This window comes from Desulfomicrobium norvegicum (genome assembly GCF_900114595.1).
Lineage (GTDB): Bacteria > Desulfobacterota > Desulfovibrionia > Desulfovibrionales > Desulfomicrobiaceae > Desulfomicrobium > Desulfomicrobium macestii.
The window spans coordinates 709,461-736,003 of record NZ_FOTO01000001.1; the positions used below are offsets into that span (position 1 = coordinate 709,461).

Genomic DNA, 26,543 nt, shown 5'->3' on the forward strand with positions numbered 1-26,543 from the left:
CCCAGGACTGTCTATTTTCGCCAGAATTCAGGCACAAACAACACCAAAACCGTATAAATTTCAAGGCGCCCAAGCAGCATGCAAAAACTCAGCACCCATTTGCCCAGGGTCGGGATCGCCGCGTAGTTATCAACCGGACCGACTTCGCCGAGGCCCGGACCAATATTGCCGATGCACGCCACAACCGCCGCGAAAGAGGTCAGCACGTCCACTCCCATGGCGGCCAGGGCCAGCGCCGAGAGTACGAAAAGGACGATGAAGAGAACGAAAAATCCCCAGATGCTCGTCAGCACCTCTTCCTTGACCAGCTTGGGGCCGAATTTGAGCGGGAGCACGGCCCGGGGATGCACAAGCCGAAACAGCTCGCGGTAGGCATGCTTGAAGAGCAACATGACCCGCATGCACTTGATCCCGCCCGCCGTGGATCCGGCGCAACCGCCGATGAACATGCACAGGAGCAGCACCCCTTGCGACAGGGGCAGCCAAAGCTCGTAGTCCGCAGTGGCGTAGCCGGTGGTGGTGAGGATTGAGGCTACCTGAAACGATCCGAAGCGCAGGGCATCGAACCAAGAGGGGTAGCTTGAACCCTGGATGGAAACGGTTACGACGACGGTCAGAACAAGAACCAGGATCACGAAAAAGCGAAATTCCGGATCACGCCAGACGGCCAACGACCTTCCGCGAAAGAGCTGAAAATGAAGGGCGAAATTGACTCCGGCCACAAGCATGAAAAACGTGATCACGCCATCGATGTAGGCGGAATCGTAGGCCGCGATGGAGGTATTGCGCGTCGAGAATCCGCCTGTGGCCATGGTCCCGAAGGAATGACAGATACTCTCGAAGAGATCCATGCCGCCAAACATCAAGAGCACAACCTGGATCACGGTGAAGAGCACATAAACCTTCCACAGGCTCATGGCCGTATCCTTGATCCGGGGCTGGAGCTTGTCGGCCACGGGGCCCGGCACCTCGGCCTTGTACAGCTGCATGCCGCCCACGCCCAGAAAGGGCAAAATGGCGATGGTCAGGACGATGATGCCCATGCCGCCCAGCCAGTGAGTCAGGCTGCGCCAGAAAAGAAGCCCCTTGGGCAGGGCTTCGATGTTGGTCAGTATGGACGCACCCGTGGTGGTGAAGCCTGAGACGGATTCGAAAAAGGCGTCCGTGAAGGAGGGAAATCCGCCCAGGGCAAAGGGCAGGGCTCCGAAAAAGGCGCACGCGGCCCAGCCCAGGGAGACGATGACCATGCCCTCGCGATGGTTGATGACCAGCGGTTTGGGGCGCTTGAAGGCGAACATCAGAAAGGCCCCGGCCAGCACCGTCACGCACAGGGACAGAAAAAGCGGTGCCACGGAGGTATCGTCATAATACCAGCCGCAGGCCAGGGGCAGGAACATGCACAGGCCCACGCAAAGCAGGATGAGACCGGTGACGTGCAGGGCGATGGTCCAGCGCATCAGCCCTTCTCCTGTCCCCGGGACAACATCCGCTCGACTCCGGGAATGGACTCGGTCAGGCTCAGGATGAAGAGTCGGTCGCCGCGCTGGATAACGTCAAGCCCGGACGGGATGAGCACGGCGTCGGCGCGCATGATGCAAAGGACAAGCACGCCCTTGGGGAAAGTAAGGTCCTTGAGCGCCCTGCCCACCAGATCGGACTCGGGACCGACCAGCGCTTCAAGTGCTTCCGCTCCGTCCTTGATGGCCACGGCCGAGAGAACCCCGCCTTTTCGCACATGCTTGAATATGCTGTTCACCGCCGAAAGCCGGGGACTTACGATATGCTCAAGACCGATGGCCCGCACCAGCGGCATGTATTCGATCTTGTTCAGGCGGGTGATGGCCATGGGAGTGCCCAGCTTCTTGGCCAAAAGCGAGGCCAGAATGTTGCTCTCCTCGTTGCCGGTCATGGTCACCACCACATCCATGGCGCCGATATTCTCTTCAAGAAGCGCTTCCTGGTCCGTGCCGTCTCCGACCAGAACCACGGTCCGGTCGAGTTCCTCGGCCAGCACGGAACAGCGCTCGGGGCTCTTGTCCATGAGCTTAACGTGGACAGGCTTTTTTTCCAGGGCGCGGGCCAGACGCAGGCCGATGTTCCCGCCGCCGATGATCAGCACGCTGCTCTTCTTGCCGGAGCGGTTGCCCAGAAAGGAAAACACCGACTGCAACTGACTGTCCTCGCAGACAAAATAGACCAGATCCCCGTCGAGGATCTCGTCGGAGCCCGTGGGCACGATGACCTTGTCGTCACGCACGATGGCCGCGACGATGAGCTGCATGTCTCCGGCCTTGCGGCGCAAGTCCATGAGGCTGGTCCCGACCATCGGGTTGCCCGAGGTGATCCAGGTTCCGACGATCTTGATCCGCCCGTCCGCAAGGTCGCAGATGTCGACGGCTCCGGGGGCGCGCAGCATGTGCTCGATGGTGCGCACCACTTCGACCTCCGGATTGATGATGATCCCGATGCCGATGCCCTTGGCCAGCTGCTGTCCATACGCCGTGTACTCGTCGTTGCGGATGCGGGCCAGCTTGGTCAGCCCCGGGGCCAGCATGTTGGCGAAGGTGCAGGCCATGAGATTGATCTCGTCGCTGTCGGTCACGGCCAGCAGCATGTCGGCCTTGGTGATGCCGGCCTCGCCCAGCACAAGCGGGCTGCAGCCGGAGCCTTCAAGCACCTGCACGTCCATGTGTTCGAGAATGCGCTGCAGCACGGCAGGGTTGCGGTCGATGACCACCACATCCTTGTTTTCGGCGGCCAGTCGTTTGGCAATGTGAAATCCGACTTCTCCCGCTCCGACAATAATGGCTTTCAAGCAAATCGCTCCGGTTTTGGTAGGCTAGCGGCCCGATTGCACGGGCCAGGGAGTGCACTCCCGCGCCGGTGCATAACCGGCCGCGAAGGCTTCCCGCAAGGAGGAAAAATATACCCGGTTGGAGACACCGACCTTGCGTCCCTGCGTGCAGGGCAATGTATGAAAACGCTTGCTGCTCTTCGTGCCGACATAGCCGGCCTTGGCGACGGGGCCACTGAGAATCGCGGGCCAAAAACCCTTGCCCTGCTCCATGGCCGCGTTCTGGGCGGCAAGCAGGCGACCGGTCAGTGCCCTGTCCTTGTCCGACGGGTGAGGATAGACGAAAGCCGCACCTTCTTCAATCATGATCAGGTTGACCATCCGCCCGTCCGCAAGCCGCGCGATTCCGACCAATCGTCCATGACGGTCCCTGCCGAGCTCCTTTTCTTCCAAATCAAGGATCTGGCCGGAAACCAGGGAAAAAAGCCTGTCCCGGGATTGACTGCCGTAATGCTGCCCGGGCTTGTCCCCGCGCGAGATCTCCGGCGCGTCGATGCCACGCAGCCGCAGGCGCTCCCCTCCGTCCAGAATCAAGGTGTCCCCGTCCAGAACCGCCTGAACCCCGACGCGCCACGTCTGGGCCGAAACGCCCTGCGCAGAAAGCACCAGCGCCAGGACGACGGCCAGCACCTGAAGCAGCGGCCCAAAAAAGAAGGCAACCCGGAAGGTTGCCTTGGGATTTGAGATCACGTTCAGGCTAGGACTCATAGTACGAGCGCAGCTGCTGGCTGCGCACGGGGTGGCGCAGCTTGCGCAGGGCCTTGGCCTCGATCTGGCGGATGCGTTCACGGGTGACGTTGAAGAGCTTGCCGACCTCTTCCAAGGTATGGTCGCTCTTCTCGCCGATGCCGAAGCGCTTGCGCAGGACCTGCTCCTCGCGCGGGGTCAGGTCGGAGAGCACTTGGGCGATCTGCTCGGCCAGCTTGGTGTTGACCACCTCGTCGGCCGGGGCCACGGCCTTTTTGTCCTCGATGAAATCGCCCAGGCTCGAATCCTCTTCATCGCCGATGGGCGTCTCCAGGGAAATGGGCTCCTTGGCGATCTTGAGGACCTTCTTGACCTTCTCCAGCGGGTAATCCATCCGCTCGGCGATCTCCTCGGGAGAGGGGTCGCGGCCCAGCTCCTGGACCAGGTAGCGCGAGGTGCGCACCAGCTTGTTGATGGTCTCGATCATGTGCACCGGGATGCGGATGGTGCGGGCCTGGTCCGCGATGGCGCGGGTGATGGCCTGACGAATCCACCACGTGGCATAGGTGGAGAACTTGTAGCCGCGCTGGTACTCGAACTTGTCCACGGCCTTCATGAGGCCGATGTTGCCTTCCTGGATGAGATCCAGGAACTGCAGGCCGCGGTTGGTGTACTTCTTGGCTATGGACACGACCAGGCGCAGATTGGCGCGGATGAGCTCCTGCTTGGCGTCCAGGGCGTCGGTGTTGCCCTTGCGGATGCGCCACAGGATCTCTTCCAGCTGCTCCACGTCGTGCATGGCGTTTTCCTGCAGCTTGCCCAGGATCTCGATCTTGCCGTTGACCATTTCCTTGAAGGAGAAGAGCTCCTCCATGGTCATGCCGAGCTGGTCGGCGGCGGCCACGGGATTGATGGTGCGGGCGTCGAGCTGCTTGAAGATGCCGAAAATCTCGTCCTGGGATTTGCCCAGCGACAGGATGTAGGCCGAAAGGTCGCGGCGGCAGTTGTGCATCTGGCGCACATAATCGCCCACGGTCTCGATGATGCGGTCGATGAGCGTCTTCTCGAGCTTGATGTCGCGCAGGCACTGCACGACGCCTTCCTTGTAGTCCATGATCTTCTTCTGGATGCCGAAAACACGCTTGTCGAGGGTCGCGCACTCATCGAGACGGGTGTAGAGGGGCTTCTTCTTGCGGTAGATGTTCTTCACGTCTTCGAGCAGCTTGATGACGCGCTCGCGCTGGTTCATCTCCTCTTCGGAGGGGTCGTCCTCCTCGATGGTCTTGACGACATCCTTAAGCTTCATGCGGCCTTTTTTCAGGTCCTCGCCCACGCGCACCAGCTCTTCCACGGCCACGGGCACCTCGACCAGGGCGTACATGACTTCGAGTTCGCCGGCTTCTATCTTCTTGGCGATGTAGACCTCGCCGTCACGGTCCAAAAGGCCCACGGCACCCATCTCGCGCAGATACATGCGCACCGGATCGTTGCTGCGCGAGGAATAATCCGCGCCGTCCTCGTCTTCGGCCAGCTCCAGCTTTTCCTCTTCCTTGGGTTCCTCGCCGTCATCCTCGGCGATCTCGATCCCGCGACTAAGCTTCTCATCGACGATATCAATGTCCAGCTGATCGAAAATGACAATGATTTCTTCTATCTGTTCCGGAGTGTTTACTTCGGAAGGCAAGGCCTTGTTGAGTTCATCGAAGGTCAGAAATCCCTTTTTCTTTCCTTCGGCAATAAGCGCCTGAATTTGCTGAACATCCTTGATATTGCTCATCCGTTCCCCCCAAAGTTGATAAAAACCTTTCGTCCGCCGACGTGAAAATCCTTTCTCAGCACTGTGTCTTGGCCTGGATCAAGGCCAAAAGGCGAAGCTCTTCCTGGAAATCGCCGCTCTGACGGGCCTTGCGCAACCCGAAGTTGAGACTCTCCAACTCACGGCGCTGGCCCGTCTGACGCAAAAAATCCCGGACTTCGTCCCATTCGCTCCGGCCGTCATCAACCGTGACGTCGGTTCGCATCTGGCACTGAACATAAAACTGCTTCTCGCCCTGATCCATGCGGCTCAGGACTTCATGCGGGCTGACCCCGAAAATCTTGCTCCAGAAAATTTTGCCCCGTTCCGTGGCCAGGGCCTCGCCAAGCCCGAGCTCGTGCAGCTGCCCATGATATTCGGGAAAACGCACGGCAAAGGCCAACAGATTCCTGTCGAGCTGGGAAGGCTTGCACTGCTCCAGACCTGCCGGCGCCGACGCGGCGACACCCGTGCCTTTTTCATCCAGCGTGCGGCGCAATTCGGTTTCCGACAGTCCGAGTCCCGCAGCCAATTTGGGCAGATAAAAGGACTTCCAGTCCAGCTTTCCAAGCCGCGACATGAAACCGATGGCCCAGTTAAGCACTTCCTTGGGAGACTGGTTGGCGGACAGCTGCCGCAGACAGTAATCGAGTCCGTCCGCGGCCTGGGCGGAAAGCTCCAGCAGGCTCTCCCGGCCGTTCTTCTGCAGCACGGAGTCCACGTCTTCGCCATCCGGCAGGCACAGCACTCTGCATTTGAGGCCCTGCGACAGGATCATTTCCGCGCTGCGCAAGGCTGCCTTGCGGCCCGCTTTGTCTCCATCAAAAACAAGATCGACCTGGCCGACCAAACCTGAAAGACGATGCACCTGTTCTGGAGTGAGCGCCGTGCCCAGCACCCCGCAACTGTTTTCGAAGCCGAACTGATGCAGGCTCAACACGTCCACGTACCCCTCGGTCAGAAGCACGCTCTTGGAGTGGGACATGGCACGCCGGGCCTGAAACAGGCCGTAGAGATGCTCACCCTTGGTGTAGATGGGCGTCTCGCTCGAATTCAGGTATTTCGGACCGTCGCCGTCCACCAGGCTGCGGCCGCCAAAGGCCACGGTCTGGGCCGACAGGTTCATGATCGGAAAAATGAGCCGCTCGCGAAACCGGTCGTAATAGGAACCCTTGGCCGACTTGCTGACCAGCCCCGCTTTTTCGGCGAGGACCTCGGAAAACCCGCGTCCGCGCAGGTGATCGCGCAGCTCGTTCCATGCGGCCGGAGCCCAGCCCAGGCTGAAGCGGTCCACGATTTCCGGAGTCAGTCCGCGCCCCGCGATATACTCGCGCGCGGTTTTTCCCGGTCCGCGGCCCAGCATCTCCTTGTAAAAGACCGCCGCCAAGGCATGCATATCAAGGCACTCGGAGCGGGAAATCTCTCCCGGCGCCCTGTATTCAGGACGCTTGCGAACCTCAAGGCCGGCCTCTCGCGCCAGCGCCTCGACGGCTTCGCCAAATTCAAGGCCGTTGATGGCGCGGTAGAATTCGATGATGTCGCCGGAAGCCTGGCATCCGAAACAATAATAAAAGCCCCCTTCCGGATTGACCGAAAAGGACGGCTTGGTTTCCTGGTGGAACGGACATGGAGCGACCAGTCTGGTGCCGGACGGCCTGAGCTCAACGTGTCTTCCGATCACGTCCTCGATGCGCAGGCGGGCCTTGATCTGGGCGATCAGTCCTTGATCGAACGTGCTCATCCGGCTCCGATGAAAAAAATTAATCCGCCAAGGCCACCTTGGTCACGCCGTCACCACCCTCATCCGCATTGCCCAGACGAAAATCGCCAACGGCCCTGGATCGTTTCAGGTGCTCATGCACCACCCGGCGCATGGCGCCCGTGCCCATCCCGTGTATGATTTCGACTTCCGTCCGTCCGGCGAGCAGGGCCTTGTCCAGAAAACGGGACAGCTCCGATTCGGCCTCGTCGGTTCTCATTCCCCGCAGGTCGAGGCGCAGAGGAGTCACCGGGGCGGGCGCGCTTCTGAGCACGACCTTTCCGCCATCGGAATTGTCCTTGGCCGAAATCCGCACATCGGACAGCCCCACCCAAAGCGAAACACCGCCGACATCAAGGCGAACACGCTCTTTCTTTCCGTCGATTTCCCGCACCAGACCCGTTTTGTTCCAGGGCAGATAAAGCAGGACCTGCCCTTGGGCAATGGCCTGGATGGAAAGTTTATCGGCAGTCTCGTCAGTTTGGGGCGTTTGAGCCACGCTGTCGCGCAGCCGAGCGACTTCTTTCAAGGCTTCCTTGCGGCCGAGACGGCCTTCACGCCACTGGCGCATGATCTCCTGAGAAGCCTCGCGCAGTTCCTTTTGCATGCGGCTTCTTTCCTGATCGAGCTTCTCCATCTTGCGGGCAAACTTGAGCTCAAGCTCCCGGGTACGGGCCCGGGCCTTGTCCAGTTCCTCTTCCTTGGCCGCCGCCAAACGATTGAGGCGCTCGAAAATCTCTTCGGCATCGCCAGCATCCAGATACAGGTAATCCTGGGCCCGCGCCAAAATGGACTCGGGCAGCCCCTGCTCCCGGGCCACATCGAGGGCGCGGCTAGCGCCAACCTGATCGTAGCCAAGCTTGAAGAGCGGCTTTCTGGTATCCGGAGAAAAAATGACCGAGGCAGCGCGAACCCAGTCCTTGGAAAGCCCGTAGGCCTTCAGCGCGGGAAAATGTGTAGCCGCGCCGACCCAGGCGCCGCGATCAAGCAGTCCGTCAACCACGGCCTGAGCCAGGGCCGCGCCCTGACTTGGATCGGTGCCGACCCCGAATTCATCCAGAATGACCAGAGTGCGCTCGTCGATTCTCGGCCAGACCTCGCTGAAATGACGGATCTGGGCCGTGAACGTGGACAGACTCTGCTCAATGGACTGCTCATCGCCCATGGAGACGACAAAATTGTTCCACAGCGGCAAGGTGCTGCCCTCGGCGGCGGTGACGGGCAGCCCGGCATGGGCCATGAGGCCAAGCAACCCGAGGGTCTTCAGGCACACCGTCTTGCCGCCTGCGTTGCCGCCCGTGATGATGAGCACGCGCTGGCCCTCTTGCAACTCAAGATCCACGGGCACGACATTATCCTGTCCGAAGACCAGGAGCGGGTGCCGTGCCTGGGCCAGAGCCAGCGGCGCGTCGGGGGCGATATCCACGACATGGCCATCGGTGTGGCGGGCAAAATGGCAAATGGCCAACAACTGGTCAAAGCGTATGAGCTCGTCGAAAGTACGCTCGATGGCTGCCTGCTCCGTGCGGACAAGCTCGCTTAAAAAGCGCAGAACCTTCTGCTCTTCGGCGCGCTCCTCCTGCTTGTATTCCTGCAGGTCATTGTTGAGTTCGACCAGAAAGAGCGGCTCGAAATAACAGGTCTCCCCGGTCTGGGAATAGTCATGCACGATGCCCTTCAGGCGCCCCTTGAAATTGTTCTTGAGGGCCAGGACATAGCGATCCGAGGAGATGGTCAAAAATTCATCCTGCAGGATGAACTGCAGATCCTTGTTCTGAAAGAAATCCTGCACCTTGCGCGTACACATCTGGTGCACGCGGCGGATTTCCTGACGCACGGAATAGAGTTCGGGCGATGCTTCGTCCCGAATCGTCCCATCAGGGGCGAGGCAGCGCGACAGGCCGGACCAGGTCTTTGGAGGCAGAGTCAACCCCGCAGCCAGGGCAGCCAGGCCGGGATAGCGACCCGCATTGGCGGCGCCGAGACGCTCCACAAGAGACGCGGCCACCTTCAGCATCTCCCAGAGTCCGATCAGTCCATCCACGTCGAGAAAGGCCAGGGGGTTCTTCAGATACGCGAAAACACCGGCCACGTCGGGAAAGGCTGACAGGCGCACATCCTTGCAGGCGCAAAAATGGATGGCCTCCCGCACCAGGGCCGAACGCTCGGCGATGCGCAAGGGATCGGTTTCGGGCAAAAGCGAAAGGCAGGCATCCCTGCCCGCCTCACTGACCGCGAAGTGCGAAAGATGCTGCAGGACCTTTGGGTATTCCAGCAGCTGCAATGTTCTTGAATCCATAGGATTACGACGAAAGCTTGGCGCGCACCAGCGCGCTGAGTTCCTTTCCGTCGACACGGCCGGCATGTTCGCCCAAAATGGCGTTCATGACCTTGCCCATGTCTTTCATACCGGAAGCACCGAGGGTTTGGATGGTCATGGCCACAGCCTCTTCCAACTCTTGGGGAGAAAGGGCCGTGGGGAGGTAGGCGCGCAAAATGAGGTGCTCGCGCTCCTCGATTTCAGCAAGATCGATCCGGCCTGCGGCCCGGAACTGGTCAATGGATTCCTGGCGTTGCTTGACCTGCTTGGCCACGACATCCAGGATCTCGCTATCGGTCAACTCACGACGGAGATCGACCTGCTTGTTTTTGACGGCTGCCTTGAGCATTCTCAAGACAGCCACCTCGTCAGTCTTTTTGGCCTTGAAAGCGGTCAAATAGTCCTTTTCAAGGCGTTCAGAAAGACTCATTACATCACCTGCATTTTACGGATCTTCTTCAGCAGTCTTTTCTTGGCCGCAGCTTCCTTCTTCTTCTTCTGGATGCTGGGTTTTTCGAAATGCTGACGCTTTTTCAACTCGGAAAGGATACCGGCCTTCTCTACCTGCTTCTTGAACTTACGCAGGGAGTAGTCAAAAGTATCGCTGTCACCCATGTATACACCTGGCAAACGGATCACCTCCCGTTCTCGATCTGGTCCTGCCACCTGTCGGCGATCAGGAAACTTCGTCTTTTATGCAAACCTTCAAGGCATGGCAAGAAAAAAAGGAACAAAAAAAAGGGGCGCTCATGCAACCCCTTTTCAAAGCATCATGAAAATCAGGCTAGGAAATCTTTTCCTTAACGGTCTCGGCCAGAGACTTCAGGATAACCACGCCGACTCCGCTGCCTATGATGAAAAGCACAGCGTAGAGCACTCCGAAAAAAATGGCATGATCAGGCTGCCACCAGGGCAAATCCTGAGGCAGTGGGCTTTGAACAGTTTCCCCATGCAGCATAGGTCCCCCTCGCGGTAATTACTTGATTGCGTCTTTGAGTTCCTTGCCGGGCCGGAACTTGACAACCTTGCAAGCAGGAATCTTCAGTTCTTCGCCGGTGCGGGGGTTACGTCCGGTGCGAGCCTGACGCTCTTCAACCACGAACGTTCCAAAGCCGGTGAGGGTCATCTTCTTTTCGGTCACCAGGGTTTCCTGGACGGCCTTCAGAAATTCGGTCAGCGCGCGCTCGGCATTCGCTTTGGTCAATCCAGCCTTCTCCGCCATCTTTGCAACCAATTCAGCTTTCGTCATCAGTCTTCCTCCTTTGCAGTAAATTACCAACGGGTGCGTGAAACTCTCCAGAAGTCTCATGGGCTCACAACCGTCAACACTTGGCACATTCAGCCTGATCTTGAAATTTTCCGGACACGGCTGCGACACTTCCTACTGGAAGGAAAGAAACATGTCCATAGGGCTTCAGCACTTAGCCCACCGCCCTTTCCGGCGCAAACGCTCAGTCGGCAGGCAAACAGAATTTCACTTGCAAAGTCAAGCTTATTTTCAAAAAAACTCCGGCAAACCCTTCCCAGACGGGCGTTTTGGGCATCTAGCCCTCCTTTTTTTGGGGGGCAAGAACCCGGGACAGGGAGCGCAACGCTTCTGGGCTCAATTCCTCGGGACGAATTCGCCTGTCAACGCCCAGTTCCGCGCACCATGCCTCGACCGCCCCGGACCAGTGGGCCTTGAGAATGGTACCCAGCTGCTTGCGACGCTGCTGAAACAGGATCTTCACTGTCCAGGACAGGGCGGCGGCGTCATCCCAGGCCGGATCGGGCCGGGGCAGAAAACGTACAATGGCCGAGTCGACCTTGGGCTGCGGACGAAAAACATGGGGCGGAACCGTGAACACATATTCGCCACGCACGAAATTTCCGACCCATGCCGAGAGCGCCCCGTAGGTCCGGCTCCCTTCCCTGGCCGTAAGCCGCAGGGCCACCTCCTTTTGAACCATGAAAAGCATGCTCCTGAAAGATCGGCACCGGCTAACCATCTCCCATATCATGGGCGAGGCCACATTGTAGGGCAGGTTTCCGATCAGGGACAGGCCGGGCAGGCGCCGCGTTGCTTCCCAGCAGAAATCCAGCCCGTCGGCATGCACCACGCCCACGGTGGGGAATTCCGACTTGATCCAGTTCACCAGTTCCGTGTCCTTTTCAAGAGCCATGACCGGGCCGTCGTGCCCGGCCAGGATGCGGGTCAAGGCGCCTCTGCCCGGGCCGATCTCGAGCACCGGATCTCCGGGCGCAAGCTCAAGGCTGGCGACAATGCGCCTGCAGATGTTGGGATCGGACAGAAAATTCTGCCCAAGGGAACGCTTGGGGGCGAAAAAGGATGATCTATCCACGGCGCGGCATCCGGCGCTGTCGTTCGAGCCGTCGCTTGGCACGACGGTCATGATAGATGAGCACGGCGCGAAGCGTGATGAAGTACGTGACAATGGCCAGCGGAATGCCGGCGATGAATCCGCCCAGAGTGGTGATGAGCAGCCACTTCCAGCTGCGCTGCAAAAGCTCCAGGAGCGGAAGGTTCACGAACTCGTGGATGCTCAGATGTGCAACTTCCACCGGAACGAAAACCTTGCCCAGCATGTACAGCAGGGGAAAAATCAGGGCCCAGTTGAAGGGATTGCTCCACCAGGTGCCAAGAGCCGCGGCGATGACGTTGCCGCGCAGGACAAAGGCCAGGGCCACGGCTATGGCCATCTGCAAGGACAGAAAAGGCAATGCGCCGGCGAACACGCCCAAGGCCATCCCCAGAGCGATGGACTCGGCAGGGGCCTTGATGCGCACGACGCGCAGGTAGGTGTAGCGGCTCAGACGAGCGATCTTGACCCAGATTTTTTCCATGAATCCACATAAAAAAAGGCAGTTGGAACATCCAACCTGCCTTGGTTTTCGGCATATGCAAGTAACCTTCGCCGTCGATGTATTGCCCTGTCGTACGGATTGTCAATTCATTTCAATCCGCGCCGCGCCAAGCTCCGGCGGGTCCGCAAAAGAAGAGGGGCAGGACGACACGCCTGCCCCGCACATCATGCCACCGGAGGAGTGAACACCCGCGTGGCCATATCCCTGTCCATCATGAACAGCCCTCCGCCGTCGGTTCCAAGAAGGCGCAGCTTCTGCACGACCTCGTTTACGCTGTCCTCTTCCTCGACCTGCTCTTCCACGAACCAGCCCAGAAAGCTGGCCGTGGCATGGTCCTTTTCCTCGATGGCCAGGTTCATCAGGTCGTTGATGCGGCCCGTGATGTAGGCCTCGTGCTGGCGTGCGGCTTCCATGGCCGCCAGGGGGCTCTCCCACTCGAACTGGGGCTTCTCGATGGCCTCCAGGGTGACCCGGCCGCCACGCTCGCTCAGATAGTTGAAGAACTTCATGGCGTGGAAGGTCTCCTCCTGATTCTGAACCGTCATCCAGTTGGCGAAGCCGCCCAGATTCCTGTCCTTGAAGTAGGCCACCATGGCCAGGTAGAGATAGGCGGAAAACATTTCCGCGTTGATCTGATCGTTGAGCGCTTTTTCCATATTGGCACTAATCATCGGGAACTCTCCTTGAGGACTGTTTGAAATTAAATCAGCTTCTTGACCGCTTCAAGCACCGCCGCATAGTCGGGTTCGTTCGTCAGTTCGGGCACGACCTGCACGTAGGCCACCTTGCCGCCTGCATCGACCACGAAGATCGCCCGCGCCAGCAGACGCAGTCCGTCGATGAGCACGCCGTACGCCTGGCCAAAGGACGCGGTCTGATAGTCGGAAACGGTCTGCACATTCTCGACGCCCGCGTTGCCGCACCAGCGTTTCTGGGCAAAGGGCAGATCCATGCTCACGGTCAGGATCTTGACCTTGTCGCCAAGATTCTGGGCTTCCTGATTGAAGCGCCGAGTTTCCATGTCGCAGACCGGAGTGTCCAATGACGGCACGGCGGAAATCACCACTACCTTGCCCTTGAAATCGGAAAGGGACACCGGGCCAAGATCATTGTTGACCACGGTGAAATCGGGAGCGTCCATGCCGGGAATGATCTCCGGGCCGAGCAGGGTCAGGGGATTCGCCTTCATCGTCACTACGTTATCTCTTTTCATCGTGAACTCCATTGTTTGAGGCCTCGGTGCCGCGACTCGCCACGGCGAAACCGATCCGGCCGGTTTATCGGTAGCAGTTTGCAATCTAATGTTTGCATCCATTCGCGCAAGGGGGAAGAGTGCATTTTCGGTCCGGAAGATGTGTTTTCGCCTCAAAACGCCGCGCCCCGTCCTCTGGCCAACCGCCCCCGCCCCTGCTACACCGCCTCCCATGCACGCATCCCGACTGGTTTTTCTCGGCCTGGACGGCCTGCCCTGGTCTCTGGCCCAAAATCTCTGCGCCCAGGGTCTGCTCCCGAGCCTCGCCGCCGTCGCGGGATCTCCCGGGTGCCGGGCCATCCGGGCCGAACTGCCCGAACTCTCGCCCGTGAACTGGACCAGCCTCTTCACCGCCGCAAACCCAGGTGAACACGGAGTCTTCGGATTCACGCGCATGGACCCGCAAAGCTATGAGCTTCAGTTCACGGACTTCACCCATGTCCACGGAGCCACGATCTTCGAGCGACTGGCGGACAAAGGCCTCTTTGCCAAGGCCGTGAATATGCCCAATCTGGCTCCGGTGCGCCCCATGCGGGCCATGCTCGTGGCCGGATTCCCCGCCCAGGACCTGCGCACGTCCGTGCATCCCCCGGCCCTGGCGGGCATCCTGGCCGACCACGAATACACCATCGAGGCCGACACCGTGCGCGGGTCCACGGACCCGGGCTTTCTGCTCGAAGACCTGCACCGCAGCCTGGCCTGCCGGGAGCGCGCCCTGGATCTGATGTGGCCGGATCTGGCCTGGGATCTCTTCTTCTTCGTGCTCACGGAGACCGATCGCCTCGGCCATTTTCTCTTTCCCGCGCTGGTCGAGCCCTACCATCCGTGGCGCTCCGAGGCCTTGCGCTTCATGGCCGCCTGGGACCGCCTCATCGGAAAATTCTTCGAGCGCTATCATGACCTGCCCGGCCCCAAGCGTCTGCTGATCATGGCCGACCACGGCTTCACGACCCTCACCCAGGAGGTGGATCTCAACGTGTGGCTACGCGACCAGGGGCTCTTGCACCTCTCCCGCCAGCCCGCCACCGAATGGGACACGCAGGCCATGGGCCCGGCCACGCGGGCCTTTGCCCTTGACCCGGGGCGCATCTACCTGCACACTAAGGAGCGTTTCGCGCGCGGCACCCTCTCCGCCGCCGAGGCGGACCAGCTCGGCCGGGACCTCATCCGCGCCCTGTCCGGCCTGACCTACAACGGCCGCAAGATCATCCGCCACGTGCACCTTGGCCGGGACATCCATCATGGCTCAAAGGCCCATCTTGCCCCGGATCTGGTACTGGTCCCGGAGCCCGGGTTCGATCTGAAGGGCAAGTTCGGCCGCACCGGCATGTTTGGCCATTTCGGCCGCCAGGGCATGCACACGGCGGACGACGTATTTTTTTACGATTCCATGGGCTCCTCGGCCCGCACACCGACAGAGGTCGGCCAGACGATTCTGGACCACTTCGACATTCCCGCCGCCACCCGTGGGGCCTGAAACAATCATGCACATCGACTATCAAAACGACTTGAATCCCGCCCAATACGAAGCCGCGACCACCCTTGACGGACCGATCCTAGTCATCGCCGGAGCCGGCTCGGGCAAGACCCGCACCATTGTCTACCGCCTGGCCCGGCTGGTCGAGTCCGGCGTGTCCCCGGCCGAAATCCTGCTCCTGACCTTCACCCGCAAGGCCTCCTCGGAGATGCTGCACCGCGCGGAAGGACTCCTTGGCCACCAGGGGCTCGGAAACGTGCGCGGCGGCACCTTCCACGGCTTCGCCTACTCCCTGCTCAAGCAGCACGCAGGACTGCTCGGCTTCGAGCGCGGGGCCACGGTCATGGACCGTTCCGACGGCGAGGAGATACTGAGCCAGGCCAAGGATCGCCTGAAGATCGGCAAGGGCGACCGCAAATTTCCCAAGCGGGCCACCGTGCTCGGACTTTACAGCAAGAGCCGCAACAAGGAACTTACCCTCGAACAGGTGCTGCGCCAGGAGGCCTATCATCTCGGCCCCTACGAGGACGACCTGACCCGCCTCCTCGAAGAGTACGAGCGCATCAAGCGCGAATGCGGCCTGCTGGACTACGACGACCTGCTCTTTCTGCTGGAGCGCCTGCTGACCGAGCACCCGCACGTCCGCGAAGCGGTGACCTCGTCCATCTCCCACATCATGGTCGACGAATACCAGGACACCAACCTCGTGCAGGCGCGGCTGGTGCGCCTTTTGACCAAGCCCGGCGACACCAGCCCCAACGTCATGGCCGTGGGCGACGACGCGCAGTCAATCTATGCCTTTCGCGGCGCCAACGTGCGCAACATCCTGGATTTTCCCAAGATATTCCAGGGCACCCGCGTCATCAAGCTGGAGCAGAACTACCGCTCCACCCAGCCCATCCTGGAACTGACCAACGCCATCCTGGACGGCTTTCGCGACAAGTTCGCCAAACGCCTCTTCTCCGAACGCACCGACTCCCGCCTGCCCGAACACGTCCTGCCCTTTTCGGACCGCAGCCAGGCCCGCCTGGTCACGGCCAAGGTGACGGAACTCTCGCGCACCTACCCCCTCGACCAGATCGCCATTCTCTTCCGGGCGGGGTATCAATCGTACCATGTGGAAGTGGAGCTGAACAAGATCGGGCTCGGGTTTCGCAAATACGGGGGAATAAAATTCTCCGATGCCGCGCACATCAAGGACGTCCTGGCCTGCCTGAGACTCAGCCAGAACACCTCGGATCTTCCTGCCTGGCAACGCATCCTCGGCAATGTGCCCGGCATCGGCCCCAAGAGCGCGCAAAAAATCCATCATGCGGCCATGATCAACGATCAAGCCTTCATCAAAGCCCAGCGCGCCAAGCGCCCAGCCCTCGACGATCTGCTGCGCGTGCTCGACACCCTGCGCACCCAGGTCATGCGACCTTCCACGGCCATCACCTTCGTGCTCGAATACTATCAGCCGGTCCTGCGCGAAAAATTCCCCGACGACTACCCGCGCCGCGAGGCAGGGCTCGAAGAGCTGACCCAGATCTCCTTGAGCTACGACGACATCCCATCTTTCCTGGGCGACCTGAGCCTTGACAGCCCCGACGCGGAGGAAGACCGGGGCCAGGCCGTGACCTTGTCCACGGTCCATTCGGCCAAGGGGCTGGAATGGGACGCGGTGCTGGTCATCGACCTGGTCGAGGACCGCTTCCCTTCGCGCCACGCCATGAACGACAACGACGACTTCGAGGAGGAGCGCCGCCTCCTGTACGTGGCCTGCACCCGCGCCCGCGACAGCCTGACCCTCTTTTCCCCCGAAACCCTCTACAGCCGGGAGCTTGCAGCCACCACTCCGGCTCGGGTCAGCCCCTTTCTGCAGGATATTCCCTCTCACCTGCTGTCCCGGTATCGCGAACAGTTCACGGGAGGCGTTGGCCTCCAGACCCTGCCCACGCCGCGCCGCGCACCGGAAGGCACGTCTTCCCAGAGCTCCCGCCCCGGCCCGGGCGAAGACTTCGCGACCCCGGCGCCAAGACCCGCATCCAGCACCCAGACCCCGGTGCAGGGCACCTACTGCCGGCACAAGATCTTCGGCCGCGGCAAGGTCGTCCAGCGCGTGGAGCCGAACAAATACAAGATCAACTTCCCCGGATTCGGACTCAAGCTCATCATCGAGGATTTCGTGGAACTGGAATAGAAAACGGGGCGCGTTTGCCGAACACGCCCCGCTTTCATTTCATGGCCGGAATTTTCAAGCGCCCGTCAGCAGACCATGACCTTGACGTGAGCGAAAAGCGCGTCGTCCTCCACTTCCTGCCCCAGCCGGGCGAAGATGGCCTTGAGGGCCTGACATTCCGTGGCGAAGATATTTTCGTCCCCGATACGCTCATAAAGTCCGGTGGCCCGCATCACGTCGAGCACCTGCTTCTTGAGCCCCGAAAAGACGATCTGCACGCCGGTCTCGCGCAGCTGCCCCACCAGATTCTGCAGCATCTCCTCGCCCGATGAATCCATGGAATTGATGGCATCCCCGACCACGAGCAGAAATTTCGCGTCCTTGTGCTCGGCCACAGCCCCCAGCACCATGTCTTCGAAATACGTCACATTGGCGAAATACAGCGAGCCGTCGAAGCGCATGACCGTGACCAGGGTCGAGGTCGCCAGGGCCTTGTGTACGCTCACGTCCCGCAGGGTTCCGTCGGCATAGCGCCCGAGCACCGCCACACGCGGGGCCATGGTGCGATAGAGGTAGAGGCCGATGGACAGGGCCGCCCCGGTCATGATGCCCTTGTCCAGATGCGGCGCTGCGAGCAGCGTCACGGCGAAGGTCACCAGGGCGACGACGCCGTCTCCCCTGTTGGCCTTCCACGTGTGCATGAAGGCGTGGGGCGTGACCAGGCTGGTGACTGCCATGACAATGATCACGGCCAGCACGGCCTTGGGCAAGTGGTGGAGCAGGGGCGTAAAGAACAGCAGGGTCACGGCCACGAAGAAGCCGTTGAAGACCATGGCCAGCCCTGTTTTTGCCCCGGCCTGCATGTTGATGGCCGAGCCGGTGAAGGATCCGCAGGCCGGATAGGCCTGAAAAAAAGACCCGCCGATATTGGCCAGCCCCTGACCTATGAGTTCCTGATTGGGATCGACATGCTGCCGCGCCTTGCTGGCCAGGGCCTTGGCCATGGAGATGGACTCCATGAAGGCGACCAGGGCGATGATCAGGGCCGAGGGCAGCAATTGCATCACGGCATCGAGGCTGAGCGTCGGGATGGTCAGGGCCGGCAGCCCCGCCGGGACCGGCCCGACGACATCCCCGCCTCCGACCAGCTTCATGACGCCATGATCGACGCTCTTGATGTGCCAGGCGCGGTCATCGGTCGGCATGCCCTCCGGGGAGTCGCCAAGCAGGTAGAGACGGCCAGTCTCCTCGCCTTCAGGGCGCACGAAGCGCAGTTGCCGCACGCCGCGCAGAAGCTCGTTGTGCCGCCGCTCCAGGGAGTGCATGTCCAACCGCGCGAGCTCGGTCTGGTGGCGCAGTCCGGCGGCCACCCACACGGAGCCGTCCTTTTCCGCCCGCCGCTGCCGCGCGGAAAGCTCGGCCACCTCGCCGCCCAGATGTTCCATCCGTCGCAGATTTTCTTCATACTGGATCACGAGATCCCGGGCCCGAGGGGTTGCCAGGTCGTCGAGCACGGCGGTACCGCGCTGGTCGTAACCGATGGCGGCGCTGACCACTATGGTGATGACCACCGCGACGAGAACGCTGGCCTTGGACAGGGCCGGAATCCTCTTGATGACGAGAATGAGGGCCAGCCCGAAGAAGGTCATCCCCAGAGTCGGCAAATGGGTCTGCGGGAGCAGCCGGAGCATTTCCCAGACATCCCCCAGAAAAAAGTCGCTGCGGCCCTTGGGGATGCCCAGCAGCAGGTCCAGCTGGGACAGGCCGATGATGATGGCGGCCGCGTTCATGAATCCGAGGATGACCGGATGGGACACGAAATTGACGATGGTGCCGAGTTTGATCACACCCAAAAGAAATTGCACGAGACCCACCAGCAGGGTCAGAAGCAGGGCGAAACCGATGTATTCAGGCGTGTTCGAGACCGCAAGCGGAGTCACGGCAGCGGCGGTCATGAGCGAAACGATGGCCACCGGCCCCGTGGCCAGCTGCCTGGACGATCCCCACAGGGCCCCTATGATGGCCGGCACGAAAGCGGTGTACAGGCCGAAATACAACGGCAGGCCCGAGAGCTGGGCATAGGCCATGGCCTTGGGGACAAGCACCAGCGCGCCGGTGATCCCGGCCATCAGATCGGCCCGCACGACCAGCGCGCTGAACGGAAACCAAGCGAGAAAGGGAAAGAATCGCAAAAGCCTGACCGACATGAGACCATTCCTTGTCAGATGATTCGATGTTCAAAAATTACAACGCCCAGGCTGTTCCAAAATGGTGAGATGGGAGGAACAAAAAAAATCAAGGCCCGCACCTGCCGCTCAGTCAAATTTTCCTATTGAAGCCGGAGTCCGTTCAAAATTCGTTCTGGCAAGGCGCGAGCCGATTCTGAAGGGCGATGTGTAGCTTACCTACATGAGCCCTTCAGAATCGGGGAGCAACGCAGTCCAGAACGGATTTTGGACGGGCTCCTAGGCGGTGACGACCAGCACCGCGCAGTGCGCCCACCCGCAGACTTCCTTGGTCACCCGGCCGCCGAACATTTTGGGCAGCGGCCCCGAAACCATGCCGCCGATCATGATCATGTCCACGTTGCGTTCCTCGGCGGCGCGCACGATGATGTTCGATGCATGCCCAACCCCGGCCACGGCCTCAAAGTGAATCCGCGGCCACTTTTCCCGGCCTCGGGCACAGATGTCCTCGACCATTTTTTCGGCCTCGGGCAGACCGCTCTCCCGCCGCGCGACCGCCACGAAGGTCAGCCTCTCCAGGGTCACGCAGCAGATTCCCAGACTCAGGGCTTCCTCGACGGCCAGACGGCTGTTGGGCGAATCGTCCACGGCCACCAGCACATGGGACCCGGTCATCGTGAAATCCTTGGGGAGCATGAGCACCATGGGGAAACCGAGGCCGATGACCTTCGAAGTCATGCTGCCCACCATCAGGTACAGCCTTCCGGCCCGGCCATGACGGCCCATGATGATGACATCGGCCTCGCGCATTCTGGCCTGCTCGACGATGGCATGCTCGGGCACCGAGGAACCGACCACCACGGTCTCGCACTCCACCCCGCTGTCCCTGGCCATCTTGCGGATGTCCTCCATGTACGGAGCGATCTCCTGCTGAGCGCGGGTGACCCTGGCGTTGGCGGATTTGAGGGATTCGACATCGATTTTGACCACATGCAAAGCAATCAGCCGGGCACCGCAGGCTTGACCGAAAAAGATGGCCTCCTGCAGCGCTCCGTCACTGAAAATGGAGCCGTCCGTGGCCAGAAGCAGGGTCTTGGCTTCACCCAGAAGGCTGGTGGAGAAGCGGTTCATGCGCGCTCCGAGGTTGTGGTTGAAAACGTACCAAGAGCTACCCTTTTCGCAATTTCAATACAAGCATCGCCCCAAATTTCACTAGGAAACCGTTGCGCGATTTGCACCGAAAGGCCACGGAGGATGAGCGAGGGCGGATCTAGGAGCCTTGCATTTGACGGGCAAAATAGCGGACGGTAAGCATGATGTTCGAGGCCCCAAAACCGCAGCAAGGATACTACTCATGAACCCTCGCGTCATCGGCACCGTCCGCTCCCATCTCGTCAGCCGCGACCAGTGCCCGAAATACGGCGATACCTCCATGCCCCCGGTCTGGATCGAGCTGGCCCCGGACTTCGAGCCCGCAGCCACGGACCTTCAGGTCGGAGACGCCATCCTGGTCCTGACCTGGATGCACCAGGGCGATCAGGGCGTGCTGCGCTGCCACCCTCAGGGAAACCGCGAATTGCCCATGCGCGGCATCTTCTCGACCCGTTCCCCCGACCGCCCCACACCCATCGGCCTGCATGCGGTGCATATCCTCGACCGCGAGGGTCTGCGCTTGAAGGTGCATCCCCTTGAGGTCATCGACGGGACTCCCGTCATCGACATAAAGCCCGACAACACCACGCTCCAGGGCACAGCCGAATTCTCATCCCTGGTCAATCCCGATACGGGCCAGGCCATTCTCTCGGCCGCCCGCGACGGCTGGCTGCGTGGACTCTTCGCCGGATTCAACGGCAACGTGAGCATGCGACAAGGGGAGCGCGTTGTGATCACGGCCACGGGCAGTGCCAAGGGACACCTTGGGCCCCGGGATCTGGCCGTGGTAGATCTGGCCACGGGAACGCCCCTGACATCGGTGCGGGCCTCCTCGGAGCTTGCCGTACACCTTGAGGTATACCGCAACCAGCCCCTGGCCCGGGCCATCGTGCACACCCATCCGCCGAAACTTCTGGCCCTGTCCCTGCGCGGGGAAGGTCCTCTTCTTGACCTGCCCCTCTTCGAAGGCCGGGTCTTCGCCGACAAGCTGACCCGCGTGCCCGCCCACCGACCCGGCACTCCGGAGCTGGGGCAAGCAGTGGGACTGGCCAGCAGGGACTTCGAGGCCGTATTCATGGACAACCACGGACTTGTCTGTCGCGGGGAAACCATGATCCAGGCCCTGGGACTCTCCGAGGAATTGGAAAGTCTGGCCGGGATCGCCATGCGGCGCTGAGCCCGAAGCTTGGGGAGGGGGCGAGCTTGAGCTCGCCCCCTTTCATTTCTTTTCGATTTTAAAAATTATCTCTTGCCAAGCCCAAAAGTAAAATATATATACCCCGAGCATTTCTTGAGGGGATTCCTCCTTTTCCGCACGACCTTTCTTGAGCATGTTCGCTCTTCGATCCGGTTCCACACGTTTTCGAAATGCTTGTTTCCCGCCTTGGACAGTCGGCCTCACGGTAAGGGCCCGGTTCCAGAGCCGGGTTTTCTTTTGACCGCGAGGCCTATGCCCGCAAGGTATTAATATGACTACATTTTCTGATTTAGGCTTATCCGAACTGACCATCCAGGCTCTGTCCCGTAAGGGTTTCGAAGAGCCAACCCCCATCCAGATCAAGACCATCCCGGCCGTATTGACCGGGGAGAACGACATCGTCGCCCAGGCCCAGACCGGCACTGGCAAGACTGCGGCCTTTGGCTTGCCGCTGCTCGAAATGCTCGACCCTGACATCCGCACGGTGCAGGCCCTCGTTCTCGCCCCGACCCGCGAACTGGCCATTCAGGTGGCCGAGGAGATCAACTCCCTGCGCGGCGGCCGGACCATCAACGTCGCCCCCATCTATGGCGGCCAGTCCATGGATATCCAGCTCAGAAGCCTCAAGAAGGGCGTGTCCGTGGTTGTCGGGACACCGGGCCGCGTGCTCGACCACCTGCGCCGGGGCAGCCTCAATCTTTCGGGCATCCGTTTCCTGATCCTCGACGAGGCCGACGAGATGCTGAACATGGGCTTTCTGGACGACGTGCTGGAGATCATGGAACAGACGGGCTCCGAAAAACGCACCATGCTCTTCTCCGCGACCATGCCGCCTGAAATCCTGCGCATCGCCAAGAAATACATGGGCGATTATCAGGTCATTCGGGCCGAATCCAACCAGCTGACCGCCCCCCAGACCGACCAGATCTACTTTGAGGTCGCCATGAGCGACAAATTCGAGGCCCTGTGCCGGATCATCGACATGGAGTCGGAATTCTACGGACTTGTCTTCACCCGCACCAAGGTCGACGCCGACGCCGTATCCCAGCGCCTCATGGAACGCGGTTACGACGCCGACACCCTGCACGGCGACATGTCCCAGAGCCTGCGCGAGAAGATCCTGATCAAGTTCAAGAAGAAGCTGGTCACGATCCTGGTCGCCACCGACGTGGCCGCGCGCGGCATCGACGTGCACGACCTGACCCACGTCATCAATTTCGATCTGCCTCACGACCCGGAAGCCTACGTGCACCGCGTCGGCCGCACCGGCCGGGCCGGCAAGCAGGGCATCGCCATCACCTTCATCACGCCGTCCGAGTACCGCCGCCTGCAGTTCATCAGCAAGCACGCCCGCACGGACATCCGCAAGGCCAGGCTGCCCAAGGTCTCCGATGTCATCGACATGAAGAAGGGACGCATCCGTGCGGAACTGCAGGAAATCATGACCACGGAGCCGGAGCTTGAATTCATGGGCATGGCCCAGGAACTCCTCGACCAGAGCAAGCCCCGCGAAACCCTGGCCGCCCTGTTGCAGTACATGTTCCAGGAGGAGCTTGACGCCTCCAACTACAAGGAGATCGGAGACGCCTTCGTGGTGGACAAGACGGGCAAGTCCCGCCTCTTCGTGACCCAGGGCCGCAAGGATGGTCTGACGCCCAAGCGTCTGCTGACCTTCCTTGGCGACAAGTGCAACATCCCGCCCAAGAAAATCTGGGACATCCAGATCATGGAAACCTTCGCCTTTGTTTCCTTGCCCTTCCATGATGCCGAAAGGGTGCTGGCCATGTTCAACAAGGGCAAGGGCACCGAACTGGCCTTCACCAAGGCCAAGGCCCGCCCGAGCGCCCCGGCCCCCAGAAGATAACACCCGAAAATAATCCACAAAAAAAGGCCGTGCAGTGATGCATGGCCTTTTTCATTTGAAAAGCCGCGCTCCCGAAAGGGGAACGCGGCTTTTCCAGCAATCCGGCGGGAAGGCTCAAGGCCTCTAGGCCACGACGCCGTATGCCTTGGCCGGCGCGCCGCAGATCGGACACTTTTCGGTAGGCTCGCCTTCATGGATGTGACCGCAGATGCTGCAGACATAGTAGTCCACTGCCGCCAGCTCACCCATCTTTTCCGCCGCCTTGGAGTAGAGGTTTGCGTGGCATTCCTCGGCCTGATTGGCGAAAACGAAATATTTCTCGGCAGCCTTTTCGCCTTCGGCCTGGGCATCGGCGATCATGGCCGGATACATGGACTTGAATTCATGCGTTTCACCGGCCACGGCTTCCTTGAGATTTTCGGCCGTGGAACCAATGCCCTTCATGAGGCGCAAGTGCGCATGGGCGTGAATGGTCTCGGCGTGAGCCGCAGCCCGGAACAATTTGGCAACCTGCGGCAGCCCCTCTTCCTCGGCCTTCTTGGCAAAAGCCAGATACTTGCGGTTAGCCTGGGATTCTCCGGCAAAAGCCTCTTTCAAATTCTCGGTGGTCTTGCTCATTGGTATTCTCCTTGAGTGCTTTTTGTTATCAGGAATAATTCTCATCTTGCTAATAAATGCCCCTGCAAAGTGCAAGTACTTTTTTTTACAACACAAGGCCATGGCGGAAACGGACCGCCACTCGCACATTACCCCTTAATCTCCCCAATCTTCTTCAAACAATGACTCCAATCCTCCCACAATCACGGCCAGCAATCACCCGCCAGCACCTCAAGGTCCGTTGCCGTCATGGTCTTGAGGCGCGTCGGCTGTCTGACTGAGCCAGGCATCGTTTGTTGAATCGTTGCCGGGCGCACTGCCCAGAAATTTCCGCCCTGCACGCAACGATTCAACTCTACGAGGCCCGCGAAGGAGTTCCGGCGGGCCTCAAGGCCATGGCGGCAACGGGCCGCTGGCCGCACAAATCCCTAATCTCTTCAATCTTTTTAGCATTCTGACTCCACCCCTCCGCACAATCACACCAAAATTTCTTCCTTCCACCTCACATTTTGCTCTTGACGACAAAGTGAACGGTCGTTAACTAGCCCCTCCATGGCAAAGAGACTCACCACCATAATCCGTCGCGAACAGATCGCCGAAGCGGCCCTCGCACTGGTTGCCGACCAGGGTGTCGGGGCCCTCACCGCGCGCAACGTGGCCCGCGCCGTGGGCGTGACCGCGCCGGCCCTGTACAGGCATTTTCCAGGCGGCAAGGCCGACATACTGGCCAGCGTCCTGGACCTGCTCGACGACGTCAAGACCGAAGGAATCCGCCAGGCCATCAAGGAACCGGGCCCCGCACTGACCAAGCTGCGCCGCTGCTACGACCTGCACATCAGCGTGGTCGAGCGCTACCGGGCGCTACCCAACCTCGTGCTCTCGGACGCGCTGTGGAGTGACGAGAACCACCTGCGGGAGCGCCTGCTGAAGAACCATCAGCGGCACCAGTCCGAGGTGGCCGGGATCATCCGCCAGGGCCAGATTGCCGGGGAAATCCGCGACGACATCGATGCCGATGAGATCTTCGTGCAGTTTCTGGGTCAGTTCCTGACCATCGCCATCCTGTACAGCAGGCGCGGCGACATGATTGATCCCAAGACCCAGGCCGAGGCCAACTGGAAAATGTTTGTCCGAGGCGTATCCCCTTAATTTTTTTTTGCCCTTAAAGTGAACGACCGTTCACATAATATTTTCAAAACAAGAAATCCTGGAAGGACCAAATGAAGAAAATACTTATTCCCGTTGTCGTCGTGGTCGCCGTCGGCCTTGGCTATCTCGCCTGGAACAAGCCGTCGCAAGCCAACCAGCCAGCCGCAGCCCAGGTTGCTCCCGCTCCGGAAGTGGCCGTGGTCACCATGCAGGAAACAAACGTCCGTCTGACCACGGAATTGCCGGGACGCACCGCCGTATACCAGATGGCCGAGATCCGGCCGCAGGTGGGCGGCATCATCCTGAAGCGGGCCTTTGAGGAAGGGACCGAGGTCAAATCCGGCGATCTGCTCTACCAGATCGACCCTTCGACCTATGAAGTGGCCGTGGCCCGCGCCAAGGCGGCAGTGGCCAAGGCCAAGGCCGAACTGGAGCCCGCCCGGCTGAAAGCGGTGCGCTATCGTGACCTGATCCGCACCAAGGCCGTCAGCCAGCAGGACCACGACGAGGTCCAGGCCGCCCTGGCCCTGGCCGAAGCCAATGTGGCCGCGGCGCAGGCCGAGCTTGGCGCCGCGCACATCGATCTTGAGCGGACCAGGGTCCTCTCGCCCATAAGCGGCCGCATCGGTCGGTCCACCATCACCCCGGGCGCCCTGGTCACGGCCAATCAGGCCCAGGCCATGGCCACGGTGCAGCAACTCGACCCCATCTATGTGGATCTCACCCAGTCCAACGTTGAACTTTTGCGCATGAAGCACGCCCTCAAGAGCGGGGCCGTCCAGTCCGCCGGCGCAGCCGCGACAAAAGTCCGCCTGATCCTCGAAGACGGCGCAACCTATGCCCATGAGGGCATCCTGCAACTGGCCGAGGCCAGCGTGGATCAGAGCACCGGCTCCGTCACCCTGCGCGCCGTCTTCCCCAACCCCGAACGCGACCTTCTGCCGGGCATGTACGTCCGCGCCGTCGTCGAGGAGGGGGTGCTGGCCAATGCGCTGCTCATTCCGCAACAGGCCGTGGTCCGCGACGCGCATGGCAAAGCCATGGCCATGATCGTGGACGGCGAGGAAAAGGTGGCTGTCCGCCCCCTGGAACTGGACCGGGCGGTCGATGGTGACTGGGTTGTGCGCCAGGGACTGGCCGCCGGAGACCGAGTGGTCGTCGAAGGTTTGCAGAAGGCGCGCCCCGGCGTGCAGGTCCGTGTCGCAAAAGACACAATGTAAGGAGCTC

23 protein-coding genes are annotated in these 26,543 nt (G+C 60.7%); 6 read left to right on the forward strand and 17 right to left on the reverse strand.

The window, feature by feature from the left end:
• Positions 1–11: 11 nt before the first annotated feature.
• The 14 genes from BMZ24_RS03220 to tpx all read right to left on the reverse strand — a co-directional run bounded on the left by BMZ24_RS03220 (position 12) and on the right by tpx (position 13,493).
• A complete protein-coding gene (locus BMZ24_RS03220; protein WP_092189190.1) occupies positions 12–1,457 on the reverse strand; it encodes a TrkH family potassium uptake protein in 1,446 nt (481 codons plus the stop codon).
• Positions 1,457–2,815: a Trk system potassium transporter TrkA gene (trkA, locus tag BMZ24_RS03225; protein WP_092189192.1), complete on the reverse strand. Its 1,359-nt coding sequence runs from the start codon at positions 2,813–2,815 to the stop codon at positions 1,457–1,459. Before trkA ends, BMZ24_RS03220 begins: the two co-directional genes overlap by 1 nt.
• 24 nt (positions 2,816–2,839) lie before the next feature.
• The gene (locus BMZ24_RS03230; RefSeq protein WP_092189194.1) at positions 2,840–3,562 is read right to left on the reverse strand and encodes a thermonuclease family protein; all 723 of its coding nucleotides are present in this window, start codon (positions 3,560–3,562) and stop codon (positions 2,840–2,842) included.
• A complete protein-coding gene (rpoD, locus tag BMZ24_RS03235; protein ID WP_092189196.1) occupies positions 3,552–5,318 on the reverse strand; it encodes an RNA polymerase sigma factor RpoD in 1,767 nt (588 codons plus the stop codon). The genes BMZ24_RS03230 and rpoD overlap by 11 nt, the downstream gene beginning before the upstream one ends.
• Before the next feature lie 55 nt (positions 5,319–5,373).
• A complete protein-coding gene (dnaG, locus tag BMZ24_RS03240; protein ID WP_092189198.1) occupies positions 5,374–7,077 on the reverse strand; it encodes a DNA primase in 1,704 nt (567 codons plus the stop codon).
• Between the two features lie 19 nt (positions 7,078–7,096).
• Positions 7,097–9,394, reverse strand: coding sequence for an endonuclease MutS2 (locus BMZ24_RS03245; protein WP_092189200.1), 2,298 nt, complete (start codon positions 9,392–9,394; stop codon positions 7,097–7,099).
• Positions 9,395–9,398: 4 nt separating this feature from the next.
• Positions 9,399–9,845 carry a GatB/YqeY domain-containing protein gene (locus BMZ24_RS03250; protein WP_092189202.1) on the reverse strand — a complete coding sequence of 149 codons (447 nt, stop codon included), beginning with the start codon at positions 9,843–9,845 and terminating at the stop codon, positions 9,399–9,401.
• On the reverse strand, positions 9,845–10,045 hold the full coding sequence (gene rpsU / locus BMZ24_RS03255; RefSeq protein WP_092189550.1) for a 30S ribosomal protein S21: 201 nt from the start codon (positions 10,043–10,045) through the stop codon (positions 9,845–9,847). The genes BMZ24_RS03250 and rpsU overlap by 1 nt, the downstream gene beginning before the upstream one ends.
• Before the next feature lie 154 nt (positions 10,046–10,199).
• Positions 10,200–10,373: a hypothetical protein gene (locus BMZ24_RS19870; protein WP_015774630.1), complete on the reverse strand. Its 174-nt coding sequence runs from the start codon at positions 10,371–10,373 to the stop codon at positions 10,200–10,202.
• Positions 10,374–10,391: 18 nt separating this feature from the next.
• Positions 10,392–10,664, reverse strand: a complete 273-nt coding sequence (locus BMZ24_RS03265) for an HU family DNA-binding protein (RefSeq protein WP_015774631.1) — start codon at positions 10,662–10,664, stop codon at positions 10,392–10,394.
• A gap of 295 nt (positions 10,665–10,959) precedes the next feature.
• Entirely contained in the window at positions 10,960–11,757 is a 798-nt protein-coding gene (gene rsmA, locus BMZ24_RS03270; RefSeq protein WP_244150271.1) for a 16S rRNA (adenine(1518)-N(6)/adenine(1519)-N(6))-dimethyltransferase RsmA, read from the reverse strand.
• A complete protein-coding gene (locus BMZ24_RS03275; RefSeq protein WP_092189206.1) occupies positions 11,750–12,259 on the reverse strand; it encodes a DUF2062 domain-containing protein in 510 nt (169 codons plus the stop codon). Before BMZ24_RS03275 ends, rsmA begins: the two co-directional genes overlap by 8 nt.
• A gap of 185 nt (positions 12,260–12,444) precedes the next feature.
• Positions 12,445–12,951: a ferritin gene (locus tag BMZ24_RS03280; RefSeq protein WP_092189208.1), complete on the reverse strand. Its 507-nt coding sequence runs from the start codon at positions 12,949–12,951 to the stop codon at positions 12,445–12,447.
• A gap of 29 nt (positions 12,952–12,980) precedes the next feature.
• On the reverse strand, positions 12,981–13,493 hold the full coding sequence (gene tpx / locus BMZ24_RS03285; RefSeq protein ID WP_092189210.1) for a thiol peroxidase: 513 nt from the start codon (positions 13,491–13,493) through the stop codon (positions 12,981–12,983).
• Between the two features lie 211 nt (positions 13,494–13,704).
• Between tpx and BMZ24_RS03290 the strand changes: the two genes are divergently transcribed.
• The gene (locus BMZ24_RS03290) at positions 13,705–15,009 is read left to right on the forward strand and encodes an alkaline phosphatase family protein (protein WP_092189212.1); all 1,305 of its coding nucleotides are present in this window, start codon (positions 13,705–13,707) and stop codon (positions 15,007–15,009) included.
• Between the two features lie 7 nt (positions 15,010–15,016).
• On the forward strand, positions 15,017–17,191 hold the full coding sequence (locus tag BMZ24_RS03295) for an ATP-dependent helicase (protein ID WP_092189214.1): 2,175 nt from the start codon (positions 15,017–15,019) through the stop codon (positions 17,189–17,191).
• 65 nt (positions 17,192–17,256) lie between these two features.
• On the opposite strand, the gene BMZ24_RS03300 is transcribed toward BMZ24_RS03295, so the two are convergent.
• Positions 17,257–19,377, reverse strand: a complete 2,121-nt coding sequence (locus tag BMZ24_RS03300; RefSeq protein WP_092189216.1) for a SulP family inorganic anion transporter — start codon at positions 19,375–19,377, stop codon at positions 17,257–17,259.
• A 258-nt stretch (positions 19,378–19,635) separates the two neighbouring features.
• A complete protein-coding gene (locus BMZ24_RS03305) occupies positions 19,636–20,487 on the reverse strand; it encodes a universal stress protein (RefSeq protein WP_092189218.1) in 852 nt (283 codons plus the stop codon).
• Between the two features lie 223 nt (positions 20,488–20,710).
• Here BMZ24_RS03305 and BMZ24_RS03310 point away from each other — a divergent pair, with 223 nt between their 5' ends.
• Complete coding sequence (locus BMZ24_RS03310; RefSeq protein WP_092189220.1) at positions 20,711–21,685, forward strand: TrmO family methyltransferase domain-containing protein; 975 nt, start codon at positions 20,711–20,713, stop codon at positions 21,683–21,685.
• A gap of 292 nt (positions 21,686–21,977) precedes the next feature.
• Positions 21,978–23,570, forward strand: a complete 1,593-nt coding sequence (locus BMZ24_RS03315) for a DEAD/DEAH box helicase (RefSeq protein WP_092189222.1) — start codon at positions 21,978–21,980, stop codon at positions 23,568–23,570.
• 123 nt (positions 23,571–23,693) lie between these two features.
• On the opposite strand, the gene BMZ24_RS03320 is transcribed toward BMZ24_RS03315, so the two are convergent.
• The gene (locus tag BMZ24_RS03320; protein WP_092189224.1) at positions 23,694–24,188 is read right to left on the reverse strand and encodes a rubrerythrin family protein; all 495 of its coding nucleotides are present in this window, start codon (positions 24,186–24,188) and stop codon (positions 23,694–23,696) included.
• 531 nt (positions 24,189–24,719) lie between these two features.
• On the opposite strand from BMZ24_RS03320, the gene BMZ24_RS03325 reads away from it, so the two are divergent.
• Both BMZ24_RS03325 and BMZ24_RS03330 read left to right on the forward strand, forming a co-directional pair.
• Positions 24,720–25,316, forward strand: coding sequence for a TetR/AcrR family transcriptional regulator (locus tag BMZ24_RS03325; protein ID WP_092189226.1), 597 nt, complete (start codon positions 24,720–24,722; stop codon positions 25,314–25,316).
• A gap of 71 nt (positions 25,317–25,387) precedes the next feature.
• The gene (locus BMZ24_RS03330; RefSeq protein WP_092189228.1) at positions 25,388–26,536 is read left to right on the forward strand and encodes an efflux RND transporter periplasmic adaptor subunit; all 1,149 of its coding nucleotides are present in this window, start codon (positions 25,388–25,390) and stop codon (positions 26,534–26,536) included.
• Positions 26,537–26,543: the final 7 nt, after the last annotated feature.